The following is a 14,501-nucleotide window of genomic DNA, read 5'->3' as shown; positions in this document are numbered from 1 at the left end:
CGGCGCCGGCACGGCCGGCGGCGTGCGAGCGCCCTGCGCGCCCCGGTCCGGGCCGGCGCGGGACGGTCGATGCCGGGCGGCGGCGCCGGTGCACCGCGGTCGGCGCGTGTCTGAGCCCGTTCGTCGGTACCGCCCCGTAGGCTCGCGGCACAACCCCGCACCGCCGCCGCGCGCCCGCGGCGGTGGCCGACCGAGGAGGGCGCCGTGGCCGATCTGATCTACTCGATGCTCGTGTCCCTGGACGGCTACATCGCCGACACCGAGGGCAACTTCGACTGGGCGGTGCCCGACGCCGAGGTGCACGCGTTCGTGAACGACCTGGAGCGCCCGGTCGGCACCTACCTCTACGGCCGCCGCATGTACGACATGATGACGGGCTGGGAGACCGATCCCTCCCTGTCCGCGCAGTCGCCGGAGATGCGCGAGTTCGCGGGCATCTGGCAGGCAACCGACAAGGTCGTCTACTCCAGCACCCTCGACGCGCCCGTGACCGCCAGGACGCGGATCGAGCGGCGCTTCGACCCCGAGGACGTCGGCCGGCTCAAGGCGGAGTCCGGCAGCGACCTCGCTATCTCGGGCCCCGCGCTGGCCGCCCAGGCGTTTCGGGCGGGGCTGGTCGACGCGTGCCACCTGTTCCTCGTCCCCGCGGTGGTGGGCGGAGGCAACCGCGCCCTCCCGGACGGGGTCCGCCTCGACCTCACCCTGCGCGACGAGCGCCGCTTCGCCAACGGCACGGTCTTCTTGCACTACGACGTCCGCAACCCCTGACCCCGGAAGCCCCGCCCGCTCCGCCCCCTCACCCGCCCCATCACGCGACCGCCGTCGGAAGCCGGCGAACTCCTCGTCCGCGGCCGTTTCACGGTCGACTCCGCGGGCCCGGACCGGTCCCAGCGGCCGGTGCGGGACCGGGACGGCGAGGCCGCCGCCGTCGTCTCCGACCTGCGGCGGGCCACCGGACGCTTCCCCGCGAAAGGAGGCCGGCCGAGCTTGTCGGTGAGGTGCACGCGCAACGCGCTGTTCGCCCGCCCGTGGGCGCAGGGGGCGGTCGCCGCCCATCGCGAGGACCGCAAGACCGTCGACCACCCGGACGCCGACCCCGTCCTCGTGGTATGCGGCGTGCAGACCGACGGCGACCTGGAGCGAAGATCGTCGCCCTCACAGCACGCCCCGGCAGCGAGGACCGGACCGGACTCCGCCGCACCCTCTCCGCGGCCTCCCCGGCACCACCGGCGGTTGCGAGGCTCGGCTGAGGCGCTCCGGGCGCCAGGGGTGCCCGGACCCCGGACGCGCGGGCCGGGCCCCTGGCTGAGGGGCCCGGCGTGGGTGGGGTGGCGGGGTCTCTAGGGTTTGTCCAGGGAGAACGTGCTCAGGCGCAGGTCTGCGGTGAACACCAGGTACACGTCGCGGTGCTTGCCGCCGACCCGTTCCAGATCGGCTGCGACCTCGGTGTAGGTGTACTTGTCGCCGGTGCTGGGCACCTCGGCGGTGCCCAGCAGGCGGCCGTCCGGGGAGCCCAGGCGGACCTCGACGCCCGCCGCGCCCTCCTGGGCCCGGGCGGTCCGGGCGGTGAAGGACGCCAGGCGGCGCAGGTCCGCATCCTCGAAGGAGATCCAGTCGCCCGCGGAGCCCGCGACGGCGGTGCCCTTCGCCTTGGACTCGTCGACCAGCTCGGCGCCGGCGGAGTAGCCGTCGAAGTCGGCCGCGCGGATCCGGCCGGTCAGGTCGCGGGGCGGGATGCGCTCGCCGTCGACCTTGATGCGGGCCGTGCGCCGGATGTCCGCCGACGACGAGCCGACCAGCACGTCGTGGCTCGCCCGCTCCACGACCATCGACCCGCTGGTGACGTCCCAGAACGCCAGGTCGGCCGCGTAGATCTCCAGCCGGACGGTGACCGTCTCGCCCGCCTCGACGTGCACCCGCTCGAAGTCGCGCAGCTCCTTGACCGGCTGCTCCACCCGCGAGCGGTTCTGGCTGGTGTAGAGCTGCACCACCTCGTCTCCGTCGCGGTCGCCGGTGTTGGTGACCGGGACCCGCACCGTCACGGTGCCGTCCTCGCCGACGCGCCGGTGGTCCAGGTCGGGCTTGCCGTACTCGAAGTCGGTGTAGGAGAGCCCGTGCCCGAACGCGTACAGCGGATCGCCCCGGAAGTACTGGTAGGTGTGCCCCGAGTCGATGACGTCGTAGTTGCTCATGTCCGGCAGGTCGTCGACCGACCGGTACCAGGTCTGGGGCAGCCGGCCCGCCGGGTTGGCGTCGCCGAAGAGGACCGACGCCAGCGCGTTCCCGGTCTCCTGCCCGGCGTGGGACGTCCACAGCACCGCCGGCGCGTTCCGCTGAGCCCACGGCACGGCCTGCGGGTAGCTGGACTCCAGCACGACGACGGTGTTCGGGTTGGCCTCGGTGACCGCGCGGACCAGCTCCCGCTGCGCCTTCGGCAGGGCGATGTCCTCGCGGTCGTCGGTCTCGCGCGCGTTGATGAAGGGCATGTTGCCCACCACGACCACCGCGGCGTCGGCGCCGGAGGCCGTGCGCACCGCCTCGTCGGTGCCGCTGGACAGCGTCTCCAGCTCGAAGTGCGCGGCCTGCTCGGGGGTGTCCGCGTCGACGGTGAGCGCGCCGTCCTCGCCGATCGACACGTACTTCCGGTTCCACTCGTCGTAGCCGTCGTACTTGAGCGCGACCCGGCCCTCGCCGACCTCCTCGAAGCGGAACAGCTGCTGGACGAACCACCCGTTGGGCTGCTCCTGGTCGTTGTACAGCCGGTTGCCCTCGCCCAGGCCCACGACCCTGCCGTTGGCCTCGGTGCGCAGGGTCACCACTCCTTCGCCCCACTCGAACACGCTGATCGCCTGGGCATCGGCGCCCTCCTCGCCTCCGGAGCCGTCCACGCGCAGCACGCCGCCGCCGTCGGCGGAGGAGGCCGTCACCGCGTCCCCGTCGGGCGTGGTCAGCCGGACCCGGTCGGCGCCCTCGGCGGTGGCGACCGAGCCGGCGTCCCCGAGCCGGTCGGCGATCCCGCCCGCCGGGGTGACCTCGTAGGGCATCGTGCCGCTGTACCAGTCCTCGTACAGCGTGTCGGACAGCGGCCCGACCACCGCCACATCTTTGTCGCGCTCGGGGTCCAGCGGCAGCGCGCCGTCGTTCTTCAGCAGCGTCATCTGCTCGGTGGCCGCCTCGCGCGTGAGCTCGCGGTGCTCGGGGGAGTCGATGACCTCCGCGGTGATGTCGTCATAGGGGTTGCGCGCGTCCGGGTCGAACTCGCCCAACCGGAACCGCACCGACAGGCTGCGGCCCACCGCGCGGTCGATGTCGGCCTCGGTGATCAGCCCCTGCTCCAGGGCCGAGCCCACCGCGTCGACCGTCAGCGAGGAGTCGGTGCCCTGGTCGGTGTAGCTGTCGATTCCCGCCTTCAGCATCGCCGCGTGCGACTGCGCGTGGGTCTCGTAGTAGTCCTGGCTGCCGGCCACGTTGGAGGGGCCGTAGGCGTCGCTGACGATCATGGTCGGGGTGTCGGACCAGGAGCGCACGTCCTCCAGCAGCGGCGATACGTGCGCGGGCCGGCCGTTGATCATGTTGTAGGCGGCCATCACGCCGGTGGCGTTGCCGGCCTCGACGGCCGGGCGGAACGCCGGGTACACGTATTCGTGCAGCGCCCGCGGCGGGACGGTGACCGATATGCGGTCGCGCTTCTCCTCGATGTTGTAGCCGGCGAAGTGCTTCAGCGTCGGCGCCGTCTTCAGGTAGAAGTCGTCGCCGCCGCGCAGCCCGCCGGTGTAGGCGGTGGCCATCGCGCCGACGAGGGCGGGGTCCTCGGAGTAGCCCTCCTCGTTTCGCCCCCAGCGGGGATCGCGCAGGGGGTCGGCCACCGGCGCCCACACGTTGAGCCCGTGCGCCGCGGGGTCCTGGGCGTGGAACCCGCGCATCTCGGTGCCGGTCGCGTCGCCGACGCGTTTCACCAGGTCGGTGTCCCACGTGGCGCCCAGACCTACCGACTGCGGGAACACGGTGGCCTCGCCCAGCCACGCGACGCCGTGCAGCGCCTCGGTGCCGGTGCGGAACTCGGCGATGTCCAGCCGCGGGACGGCCGGCTGGTACTGGTGCAGCATCGCGATCTTCTCGTCGCGGGTCAGCCGCCCGAGCAGGTCGGCGACCCGCTCGCCGACGGGCAGGTCGGGATCGCGGAAGGGCAGGTCGTCGGCCGAGGCGGGGGACGCGGCCGCGCCCGCCGCGAGGACGGCCGCCAAAGCCGCCGCGGCCGTGCGGCGGAGCGCGCGGCGCACGGTCGCGGCCGCGCGTGCCGCGGCCGCCCGTGGCGCGGCCGACGCGGGCGGGGGAGGTGGAGCTGAGGTCGGGGGCGGCGGGGGGATGCTCGGTTTCACCGTGCTACCTCGCTTCGTCGTGGTTCCGGTCGTGGTGGTTCCGGCGTCGTTCGGTGCGCCGTTCTTCTCGGGTCCTGCGGGTCCGGGCGGATCCGGGCGGGTCGTGCGCGGCGCGGTAGGCGTCCGGCGCGCGGTCCGCGCTCGGTCGGCCCGAGTGTCGTGCGCGCGGCCGCCGGAGGAGGTCGGCGGCCGCGCGCCCCGTTCGGCCCACCGCCGAAGCGGTCGGCCGCGGGATCAGGGGTCAGCCGGCCACGGGCACCGAGGCGCCCTCGCGCACCAGCACCGGCGCGCGCTCCAGTGGAGCGGGCAGGCGCGCCACGGCGCCCCCGGGGAGCACGTCACCGCTGTAGGGGTCGCGCCAGCGCGTGCCTTCCGGCAGGTACACCTCGCGTTCGCGCGCCCCGTACTCGGCCACCGGCGCCACCAGCAGGTCGGGGCCGAACATGAACGCGTCGCCGACGTCCCAGGCGCGCTCGTCGGCTGGGAAGTCCACGAACAGCGGGCGCATCGGCGGCATGCCGGTCTCGTGGGCGGCGCGCATCCGCTCCATGACGTAGGGCCGCAGCCGCTCGCGCAGGAACAGCAGGTCGCGCAGGCGCTCGTAGACCTCCTCGCCGTAGGACCACACCTCGTTCGGGCCGCCCGTCATCTGCGGATGCAGGCGGTCGACGAAGGGCTCGCGGAACCCGTGCAGTCGCAGCAGCGGGCAGAACACCCCGTACTGGAACCAGCGCACCAGCAGTTCCCGGTACTCCGGCGAGTCCTGGTCGCCGCCGTGGAACCCGCCGATGTCGGTGGTCCACCACGGGATGCCCGACATCGCCACGTTCAGCCCCGCGCGGATCTGCGTGCGCAGCGACGCGAACGTCGCGGGGATGTCGCCCGACCACAGCGCGGCGCCGTAGCGCTGGCTGCCCGCCCACGCCGAGCGGCACAGCGTCACCACTTCGGCCTCCCCGGCCGCGCGCATCCCCTCGTAGAACCCGCGCGCGTGCTCGGCCGGATAGATGTTGGCCACCTCGTCGCCCGGCCCGGCGCTGTAGTGCAGATTGTGCTGGTGGCCGGGCTTGATCTCGGGTTCGCACCCGTCCAGCCACCAGACCCGCACCCCCAGGTCGAGGTAGTTGCGCCGCACCTTGTCCCAGACGAACGCGCGCGCCTCGGGGTTGGTGGCGTCGTAGAACGAGACCTGCACCTTGCCCTCGACGCCCTTGTCGGCCCAGTCGGCGTGCACGGGCGGCCCCTGCTCGGTGGCGACCAGGAGCCCGCGACGCTGCATCTCGGCGAAGTTCTCCGACAGGGGGCTGACCGAGGGCCACACCGACACCATCAGCTCGGTGCCCATCTCCCGCAGCTCGCGGACCATGCCCGCGGGGTCGGGCCACTCCAGCGGGTCGAACCGCCAGTCGCCCAGATGGGTCCAGTGGAAGAAGTCGGCGACGATCACCGCCAGCGGTAGCCCGCGCCTTCGGTGCTCGCGCGCCACCTCCATCAGCTCGTCCTGGGTCCGGTAGCGCAGCCGGCACTGCCAGAACCCCGACGCCCACTCCGGCAGCATCGGCGCGTGCCCGGTCGCGTCGGCGTAGTTGGCCATGACCGACGCCGGGTCGGGTCCGGCGGTGACCCAGTAGTCGATCTGGCGGGCGCTGTCGGAGACCCAGCGGGTGCCGTTGCCCGCCAGTTCGACCCGGCCCACCGCGGGGCTGTTCCACAGCAGCCCGTAGCCGCGCGATGAGACCAGGAACGGGATGGACACCTCGGCGTTGCGCTGCACGAGGTCGACGACCGCGCCCTTCTGGTCGAACAGGCCGTGGGTGTGCTGGCCGAGCCCGAAGACCCGCTCGCCCTCGTAGGCGGCGAAGCGCTGCTCGATTCGGTAGTAGCCGTTGCCGGTGGAGGTGTAGGCGCGCGGCCCCGGCCACCAGAAGTGCGCCCGCTGCTCGGCGAGCAGCTCGCCCTGCGACGAGGTGCGCAGGAACCGCAGCATCCCGTCGTCGCCGACCTCGGCGGTGATCTCGCCGTTGGCCAGCCGGGCGGTGCCGCCCTCGATGCCGGTCTTGGCGTCGGTGCCGGGGCGCTCGCCCAGGGCGCCGGGGATGTCCCAGCGCAGCCGGTGGAGCCCGGCCCGCACCCGGACGCTGTCGGCGCCCCAGGGTTCGACGCGCACGACCTGGTGGCCGCCGTGCCATTCGATGCCGCCGTCGATCTCGTGCAGCACGCGTAGTCCTTCCTGCTCAGCCGGCGCGGTCGCGTCCGGCGGGAGTCGCCCCGGCTCCCGCGGCGGGGCGGCGGTGGATGGGCCGATTCGGGGTCGCGGGTCGGGCTGTGCCGCGCCGGTGCCGCAGGAGCGGGCTGCCGGCGCGGCACAGCGGGCGGTTGTCAGTCCTTGAGGGCGCCGCCGGTGACCCCGGCGGCGACGTAGCGCTGGGCGACGACGAGCAGGACCGCAGCGGGCACCGAGGCGATCACGCCGGTCGCCATGACCCCGTTCCAGTCGGCGGTGTGGGCGCCGATGAAGCGGTAGATGCCGACCGTCACCGGCATGACGGAGTCGTCGGCGTTCAGCGTCACCGCGAACAGGAAGTCCGCCCAGGCGAACAGGAACGCGAACAGGGCCGCGGTGATCATCGCGTTGCGGCTCACGGGCAGCACCACCGACCACAGCACGCGCCCGTGCCCGGCGCCGTCGACCATGGCCGCCTCGCCCAGCTCGGCGGGGATGGTGGCCATGAACGCCCGCAGGATCAGCACGGCGAAGGGCACCGCGACCGTCGAGTCGGCCAGGATCAGCGCCGCGTAGGTGCTCAGCAGACCGGTCTGGTTCATCACCGCGTACAGCGAGTTGGCCATCACGATGCCGGGCACCATCTGCACCAGCAGCAGCGCGAACAGCAGCACGCCGGCCCCGCGCACGCGGAACCGGCTCAGCGCGTAGGCCGCCGGCACCGACAGCGCCAGGGTCAGCGCCACGGTGCCCGCCGCCACGATCATGCTGTTCAGCAGCGGGCGCCCCTGGCTCTCGACGGCCTGGCGGTAGCCGTCCAGCGTCCCGCCGACCGGGAACCAGCGCGGCGGGGTCTCCAGCAGGCCGGTGGCCGGCTGGAACGAGGCGTTGACCATCCAGTACAGCGGGAACAGCAGCCCCCCGACGATCACCAGCGCCGCGACGGTGGTGAAGGCGGTGCGCACCCTCCTGTGTACGGCCACGGCTACCTCCCTCCCTTCGTCCCCGGCGCCGCTCCGCTCGTGCGCAGCCCGCGCAGGTAGAACACGGCGAACACCAGCGCGATGAGGATCAGCAGGTTGCCCACGGCCGCGCCGAGGCCGAAGTCCAGCTCGCCGAAGGACAGCGAGTAGGACCAGGTCGTCAGGGTCTGGGTGGCGTTGGCCGGACCGCCCTGGGTGAGGACCATGATCACGTCGAAGACCTTCAGCGTGTAGACGAGCCCGAGCATCAGCACCACCGCGCTCACCGGGCGCAGCAGCGGCCAGGTGACGTGCCGGAAGCGCTGCCACGGCCCGGCGCCGTCCAGGGCCGCCGCCTCGTACAGCTGAGTGGGGATGCCCTGCAGCCCGCCGTAGAGGATGACCATGTTGAACGGGATGCCGACCCAGATGTTGGCGACCGTCACCGACGGCAGCGCCATCGCCGTGCTCGACAGCCAGGGCACCGCGGAGTCGATCACCCCCAGGCCCAGCAGGGTCTGGTTCAGCACCCCGTACTCCTGGTCGAAGATCCAGCGCCACACCGTTCCCGAGACGACCAGCGGCAGCAGCCACGGGATCAGCAGCAGCGAGCGCAGGACCCCGTTCAGCGGGAAGTGCCGCTGGAAGAACACCGCCAGCGCCAGCCCGATGCCGAACTGGAACGCCAGCGAGGCGGCGGTGAACACGGCGGTGTTGGCCATCGCCGTGCCGAAGACCGGGTCGCTCAGCACCGCCGCGTAGTTCGCGAGGCCGACGAACGGGGCCTCGCCGGTGTAGAACGACGCGGCGGAGTACTCCCGCAGCGCCATGGTGAAGTTGGCGGCCAGCGGGTAGCCGAAGAAGACGGCCAGGTAGCAGACGATGGGCGCGAGGAAGCCGACCCGGGCGAGCATCAGGACTCCGGGACCGACTTCTGCGCCTTGGCCAGCGCGTCCTCGGCCGAGCCCGATCCGGCCAGCGCCTCCTGCACGGCGTCGGCGATGGCGGCGGAGACATCGGGATAGTCCTCGCCCAGCCGGGCGGTGCGCGAGCGGGCGGTGGGCACCGACTCCACGAACGGCGCCATCTGCGGGTCGTCCTCGGCGAGCTGGCGGGCCGCCTCCTCCTTGGCGGGCACGTAGGCGTTCAGCTCGGCCCACTCGCGCATGTTCTCGTCGCTGAGCAGGCACTGCAGCACCTCGACGGACTTCTTCTCGCGCTCACCGCCGTTGCGCGCGACGGCCCAGACCTCGCCGCCCATGGGAGTGGCGGGGGCCGCGCCCGCCTCGGGCACGGGCAGCGGGACGACGTCGTACTCGGCGCCCTCCTCGTCGAGCACCGGGAGCTGCCAGGAGCCGTTGATCATCATGGCGGCGCGCTCGCCGAGGAACTGGTCGTTGACGTCGGCCTGCGACCAGTTGACCGCCGACTGCGAGACCGAGCCCTCCTCGACCAGGTCCGACCACAGCTCCAGCGCCTCGACCGCCTCAGGCGAGTCCAGTTCGGTGAGTGTCGCCCCGTTGCTCCACAGGAACGGCTCGAAGGTCCAGGTGCCCTCCTCGTGCCCGATGGCCGAGAACGCGAGGCCCTTGGTCTCGCCCCGGGTGAGCTCGCCGGCGGTGTCGCGCAGCTCCTTCCAGGTCCGCGGCGGCTCGACGCCGGCCTCGTCGAGCATGGCGGTGTTGGTGAACAGCGCGAGTCCGTTCACGCCGGGGGCGATGCCGTAGAGGGTGTCCTGGTGCGTGCCGACCTCCAGCACGCTGGGGTAGTAGCCGTCGGTGTCGAAACCCGCCTCGTCGAGCGGCAGCAGCGCGCCCGTGGCCGCCATCTGGGGGAGGTTGGGATTGTCCAGGAGCATCAGGTCGGGCAGCTTCTGCTGCGAGGCGCTCTGCAGCAGCCGCGGCATGAGCTGGTCGCGGGGCTGGGCGTCGCGCTTGATCTCGACCCCGGCCTGCCGGCCGCACTCGTCGAGCATCTTCTGGGTGGTGCCGTTCTGCGGTTCGGCGAGGTTGTAGTCCATTGCGGTGAGCGAGGTGACCTCCTCTTCGCCTCCTCCGCCCGCGCAGGCCGAGGTCAGGGTGAGCAGGCCGGCGGCGGCCACGGCGCAGGAGCCGCGCAGGAGGTGCGGGCGGCGGCCGGTCGGTGCTGATGGCATGGGGCGCTCCTTGCGTGTGTCGAAGCGCTTCGATTGCGCTGACGGACGGGAACGAGAACGGGGACGGTGCGGCCGCGCACGGGCGGCCGACAGCCGGTGGGGGCGGGGACGGAAGGCCTGGTGCGAAGGGGGGAACGGGGTAGGGGAAGGTTCAGGGCAGGGCGGGTCGAGCGGCGGCGCTCGCCCGCGGCACGAGGCGCGGCGGAAGCAGCGTCACTTCCGGGGGCCCGAAGTCGTCGAGCTTGTCCATGAGCAGGGAGACGGCGCGCCCGCCCACCTCTTCGGCGGGCAGGCTCACCGAGGTCAGCGGCGGCGAGGTCTCGGTTGCGATGTCGTCGGGCGCGATGGCCACGACGGACAGGTCGGCGGGGACCTCGCGGCCCAGGCCGCGCACGGCGTCGAGCAGCGGCCCCACGGCCGGCTCGTTGTGCACGACGAGTCCCGTGACACCGGGGCGCTCGTCCAGCAGCCCGGTGACGGAGGCGGCCACCGCGGCCGGTGCGGCGTCGCAGGGCACCACGGTGGTCTCGACGCCGCGCTCGTGCGCCTCGGCCCGGAAGCCGGCGACCGTGCGCTCGGCGAAGCCGGTGCGGCGCTCGTAGACCGAGGGGGGCTGGCCGACCAGCGCGATCTCGCGGTGGCCCAGCGCGGCGAGGTGTGCCACACACGCGCGCCCGGCGGCTTCGAAGTCGAGGTCGACGCAGGTCAGGCCCTCGGTGTCGGCGGGAACACCGATGAGTACGGAAGGGTGGGACAGCGAGCGCAGGGTGGGGATGCGGGCGTCGTCGACCTCGACATCCATGACGATGATGCCGTCGACCATCGACGTTCCGGCGACGCGGCGCAGCCCGCTCTCGCCCTCGGCCTGGGTGAGCAGCAGGACGTCGTGCTCGCGGTCGCGGGCGCTGGTGACCACCGAGACCGCGAACTGCATGGCCACCGGCACGTGGATGCCCGGGCGCAGCGGAACCACCAGGGCGATCACGTTCGAGCGGTTGCTGGCCAGGGCGCGGGCGCCGGCGTGCGGCTGGTAGCCGAGGACGTCGATGCTCTCCAGCACCCTCCGGCGGGTGGCCGGGGAGATCGACCGCTTGCCGCTGAGCACGTAGGAGACGGTGCTGGGCGACACCCCGGCATGCCGGGCGACGTCGGATATGCGCACGCCTGCCTCCTTGAGTCGAACCGCTTCGACCAAGCGGATGTTACGCGCATCACACGTGGCGTGCAATGGGGGCGCTGCCCGCCGGTGCGCCGGCCCGGACACCCCGGCCCGGCCGTGGTGGGCGGAGGGGGACCGCCGCGCGTCTCCGTCGGCGGCCGCGGTGCCGGAAGGGCGGATTCCGGCGAACAGCGCACGTGGTTCGCGGGCGGGAGCCGCCGCCCTTGCGCGCCGACCGGTTCTCCGTTGAGTCCGCGTCCGTGTCATGGCCGCGAAATGCGGTGAATCGCGGCGACTGGTCGGCTGTGAACGGAGATGCGGGGATCGGCGGCGTATGCGGGGCGGACCTGGTGGCCAGGTCGCGTCCGCCGGACTCCGGGACGAGCAGGGCCTGCCAGCGGGTGGAGCGGGCGGCCGCGCGTCCGCATGTGCCCGCGAACCGAAACTCCGATCGTGTTCCGCAAGGTACCGCCGTTCGAGCGCGCGGAAAACGAGGGCCGGACGGTGTCCGGATCGCGGATCGCGGAAGGGGGCGCGCGGTTCCGCCGTTCCGCCGGCATCCGGCCCGACGTGGACAATCGCGAGCGAGCCGCGCCGCCCCCGGCCGCGCGCCGCCCTTCCCGACCCCCGGCAGCCCTCGTAGGAGAACCATGACCGTCAGCCTCATCGTGGTCTTCGCCGTCCTCGCCCTGCTCCTGATCGCGGGGATCGTGGTGGCGCGGAAGTTCGCCGTCTCCCGCGACGACTCCGACGGGCCCATCGGCACCCTCATCGCGCCGTGCGTGCTGTCCCTCTACCTCATCGCCCTGGCGATGGGCCTGGTCATCGGCTGGGAGAACAACCACGGCGCGGCGGAGGACGCCGTCGAGGAGGCCGGCTACGCCACCGCGCTGTACTGGAACACCGCTGCCTTCCCCGATGAGCACGGCGCCCGGGTGCGTGCCGACGTGCGCGGCTACGTCCGCGCCGTCGTCCGCGAGGACTGGCCGGCGATGCGGGAGCGCCGCGAGCTGTCCGAGAGCGCCTCGGACGCGCTGGACCGGCTGCGCGTCAGCGTCGACGAGGTTCCGGGCGACGAGCCCGCCGCGGCCTTGCAGAACATGCATGCCCGGCAGAACGTCACCGAGCTCGTCGAGGCACGCGTGAAGCGGGCCGACTCCGCCGCCGACACCATCCCCCGCTTCGTGACCCTGGCCGCCGCCGTGAGCGGCCTGGTGGTGGCGGTACTGCCCTTCTGCATGCAGGTCCGGCGGTCGCGGTCCCGGCTCTTCTGGGCCCTGGTGAACCTGGGGTTCGTGGGAGCGACCCTCGTGCTGCTGCTCCTGCTGGACAACCCCTACTCGGGCGTGCTGGCGACCGACTCGGGGGCCTTCGAGGACACCCTGGTGGAGTTCGGCCGTGTTGACGCGGCGTCGGCGGGGGCTTGAGCTACCGCGCGCGCTTTCCCCGGGCCCGGGGTCAGCGGCGGGCGGAGGAACCCACGGCGCCCGTCACGGCGATCAGCACGGCGAAGACCATGATGTGCATCGGTTCGAACCCACCGGGCCCGCTGCCCTCCCCCGACTCGAACAGCGGCGCCCCCACCGGAAGGGCCTCCTCGGAACGGTGCGGCTGAGGGGGCGACGGCTCAGCGAGGTCAGGCGGCGCGGCCGAGCGCGGCGGCCGGGCGGCGGCCGAGCGCGCGGCCGCCGGTGCGGGCTCCGAAGCGGGCTCCGGGGGAGCGGCGTCCGTCGGCCGGGCGTCCGCCGGCTCGGAGCACGGGTCGCCGCCGGGCTCGGGGGACCGCCGCGCTTCGGGCGGGACCCGGGGATCGGCGGGCCCCGGCGGAGCGGGCGACGGCGCGGCGCCGGACGGCTCGGGCAGCGCGGGAGGCACGGTGGGCTCCGGCGGCGGAGGCTCCTCCGCGCAGTCCACCGGGCCCGGCCAGTCCGTCCAGTACGGCGGCCCCGGCATGTCGGGGCACTCGGGCACCACAGGCCGCCCCCACGGCCCGGAGGGGGCAACCGGAGCGGGCGCGGGAGGCTGCGGGGCGCCGGGCGCATCCGGCGGTCCGGGGCGGTGCGGTGCGCCGAGCGGCTCCGGCGGCCCCTGCGGTCCGGGCGCGGCCGGCGCCTCCGCGGGGGTGTCCGAGACGGGAGGCTCCCCGCCGCCCGTCCGGCCCTGCGGCGACTCGGCAGCGGGAGGGGCCGGGGGGTCGTCGGGGACGGAACCGTCCGCCGGCGGCCCCGCGGCGTGGGCGGTCCCGCCACAGAGCGTGTACTCGGCCGCGAAGGCGGCCAGCGCCCACGCGCACAACCGCGTGCGGCCGGTTCCGGTGCGTCCTCGGTCCATGGGCGGGGGACTCCTCCGGGCGACTCGGGCGGGATCAGGGATCGGCTGGTCGTCCTTCTTGTAACACAGAGTGAGAGGGCGTCGGCGGTCCGCGCGTGCGGCGCCCACTTCCGCCCGGCCGTGCCTCGATGATCCGGCTTCTCGTTAGTGCGGTTCACGCCGAACCGGAACCGGATGAAGTCGGGGTCCGCGGTCCGGTGTTCCACAGGTCCGTCCGCGCCGGTCCGATACCCGTCTCCGCCCGGGCGGCGGGACCGGCACGCGGACGGATCGCCTCGGCGCCGGACCGGGGGGCCAGGTCCGGCCGTGCGAGCCGTGCGGTCCGTGCGTGTGTGCCGGGGCCCGTCCTCGCGGGATGCCGGGCCCGCGCGCGGGTAGCACGCTCCCATGGACGCAACCGAGTCTTCGACACCCCCGACCGAGAACCCCCGCGTCGCCGTGCTGGGCACCGGGATCATGGGCGCGCCCATGGCGCGCAACATCGCGGCCGCGGGCCTGGCGGTGCGGGTGTGGAACCGCACCGCAGCCAAGGCCCGGCCGCTGGCGGAGCACGGCTGCACCGTCGCCGGCAGTCCGGACGAAGCCGTCGCCGACGCCGACGTGATCGTCACGATGCTCACCGACGGCGACGCGGTCGAGTCCGTGATGTCGGGTCTCGCGCCGCCCCGGGGCGCGGTCTGGGCGCAGACCACGACCGTCGGCACGGCGGCCACCGACCGCCTGGCCGCGCAGGCCGCGAAGCTGGAGCTGGAATTCCTCGACGCACCGGTGCTGGGCACCCGCGCACCCGCCGAGCAGGGGGCGCTCACGGTCCTGGCCGCGGGCCCGGAGCGGGCGCGCCGCCGCGCCGCGCCCGTGTTCGACGCCGTCGGTTCGCGCACCGTGGAGGCGGGCCGGGTCGGCCACGCGAGCCGGCTGAAGCTGGTCGTCAACAGTTGGGTACTGGCGCTGAACTCGGCCACGGGAGAGGCGGTCGCACTCGCCGAGGGACTGGGAGTGGACCCGCGCGCCTTCCTCGACCTGGTCTCGGGCGGCCCGCTGGACAACGGCTACCTGCACGCCAAGGCCGAGGCCGTGCTCGCCGGCGACTACACGCCCAGCTTCTCGGTCGCCAACGCGGCCAAGGACGCCCGACTGGTCCGCGAAGCGGCCGAGAACGCGGGCCTGCGCGCGGACCTCGCCGCCGCGTCGGAGAACCGGCTGCTCCGCGCCGCGGAGTCCGGCCACGGCGACGAGGACATGGCGGCGGGCTACTTCGCCGCCTTCCCGCCGGAGTAGCCGACGGCGCCCC

11 protein-coding genes are annotated in these 14,501 nt (G+C 73.8%); 4 read left to right on the top strand and 7 right to left on the bottom strand.

Annotated elements, in window-relative coordinates:
- The first annotated feature begins 204 nt into the window (after window positions 1–204).
- Together ABEA15_RS20695 and ABEA15_RS25685 are read left to right on the top strand one after the other, a co-directional pair.
- Window positions 205–768: a dihydrofolate reductase family protein gene (locus tag ABEA15_RS20695; protein WP_345558375.1), complete on the top strand. Its 564-nt coding sequence runs from the start codon at window positions 205–207 to the stop codon at window positions 766–768.
- 39 nt (window positions 769–807) lie between these two features.
- Window positions 808–1,344, top strand: a complete 537-nt coding sequence (locus ABEA15_RS25685) for an MmyB family transcriptional regulator (RefSeq protein ID WP_425579424.1) — start codon at window positions 808–810, stop codon at window positions 1,342–1,344.
- Here ABEA15_RS25685 and ABEA15_RS20690 read toward each other — a convergent pair.
- From ABEA15_RS20690 to ABEA15_RS20665, 6 genes are all read right to left on the bottom strand, one after another.
- A complete protein-coding gene (locus tag ABEA15_RS20690; RefSeq protein WP_425579423.1) occupies window positions 1,341–4,106 on the bottom strand; it encodes a glycoside hydrolase family 3 protein in 2,766 nt (921 codons plus the stop codon). The genes ABEA15_RS25685 and ABEA15_RS20690 overlap by 4 nt on opposite strands.
- Window positions 4,107–4,620: 514 nt before the next feature.
- Window positions 4,621–6,597, bottom strand: a complete 1,977-nt coding sequence (locus tag ABEA15_RS20685; RefSeq protein ID WP_345558371.1) for a glycoside hydrolase family 31 protein — start codon at window positions 6,595–6,597, stop codon at window positions 4,621–4,623.
- Window positions 6,598–6,758: 161 nt separating this feature from the next.
- Entirely contained in the window at window positions 6,759–7,586 is an 828-nt protein-coding gene (locus ABEA15_RS20680; RefSeq protein ID WP_345558369.1) for a carbohydrate ABC transporter permease, read from the bottom strand.
- 2 nt (window positions 7,587–7,588) lie between these two features.
- Window positions 7,589–8,479: a carbohydrate ABC transporter permease gene (locus ABEA15_RS20675; RefSeq protein WP_344141818.1), complete on the bottom strand. Its 891-nt coding sequence runs from the start codon at window positions 8,477–8,479 to the stop codon at window positions 7,589–7,591.
- Window positions 8,479–9,720, bottom strand: coding sequence for an ABC transporter substrate-binding protein (locus ABEA15_RS20670; RefSeq protein WP_345558367.1), 1,242 nt, complete (start codon window positions 9,718–9,720; stop codon window positions 8,479–8,481). The genes ABEA15_RS20675 and ABEA15_RS20670 overlap by 1 nt, the downstream gene beginning before the upstream one ends.
- A 151-nt stretch (window positions 9,721–9,871) precedes the next feature.
- Window positions 9,872–10,882, bottom strand: coding sequence for a LacI family DNA-binding transcriptional regulator (locus ABEA15_RS20665; RefSeq protein WP_425579422.1), 1,011 nt, complete (start codon window positions 10,880–10,882; stop codon window positions 9,872–9,874).
- A gap of 647 nt (window positions 10,883–11,529) precedes the next feature.
- Between ABEA15_RS20665 and ABEA15_RS20660 the strand changes: the two genes are divergently transcribed.
- A complete protein-coding gene (locus ABEA15_RS20660; protein ID WP_344141815.1) occupies window positions 11,530–12,306 on the top strand; it encodes a bestrophin-like domain in 777 nt (258 codons plus the stop codon).
- Window positions 12,307–12,337: 31 nt separating this feature from the next.
- Here the strand turns inward: ABEA15_RS20660 and ABEA15_RS20655 are convergent, their stop codons facing one another.
- Entirely contained in the window at window positions 12,338–12,463 is a 126-nt protein-coding gene (locus tag ABEA15_RS20655) for a hypothetical protein (RefSeq protein ID WP_344141813.1), read from the bottom strand.
- A 1,134-nt stretch (window positions 12,464–13,597) separates the two neighbouring features.
- Between ABEA15_RS20655 and ABEA15_RS20650 the strand changes: the two genes are divergently transcribed.
- Entirely contained in the window at window positions 13,598–14,488 is an 891-nt protein-coding gene (locus ABEA15_RS20650) for an NAD(P)-dependent oxidoreductase (RefSeq protein ID WP_344141811.1), read from the top strand.
- Window positions 14,489–14,501: the final 13 nt, after the last annotated feature.

Origin of the sequence: Streptomonospora halophila (assembly GCF_039542725.1) — a bacterium.
In the GTDB taxonomy this organism is placed as follows: Bacteria; Actinomycetota; Actinomycetes; order Streptosporangiales; family Streptosporangiaceae; genus Streptomonospora; species Streptomonospora halophila.
The sequence above is the reverse complement of the archived record's forward strand: the minus strand, read 5'-3'. Positions and strand labels throughout refer to the sequence as shown.

Coding starts and splice junctions, on each gene's coding strand:
- ABEA15_RS20690 (WP_425579423.1), bottom strand. CDS start 4,106: ATGCTGCACCAGTACCAGCCGGCCGTCCCGCGGCTGGACATCGCCGAG.
- ABEA15_RS20670 (WP_345558367.1), bottom strand. CDS start 9,720: ATGCCATCAGCACCGACCGGCCGCCGCCCGCACCTCCTGCGCGGCTCC.
- ABEA15_RS20650 (WP_344141811.1), top strand. CDS start 13,598: ATGGACGCAACCGAGTCTTCGACACCCCCGACCGAGAACCCCCGCGTC.
- ABEA15_RS20675 (WP_344141818.1), bottom strand. CDS start 8,479: ATGCTCGCCCGGGTCGGCTTCCTCGCGCCCATCGTCTGCTACCTGGCC.
- ABEA15_RS20660 (WP_344141815.1), top strand. CDS start 11,530: ATGACCGTCAGCCTCATCGTGGTCTTCGCCGTCCTCGCCCTGCTCCTG.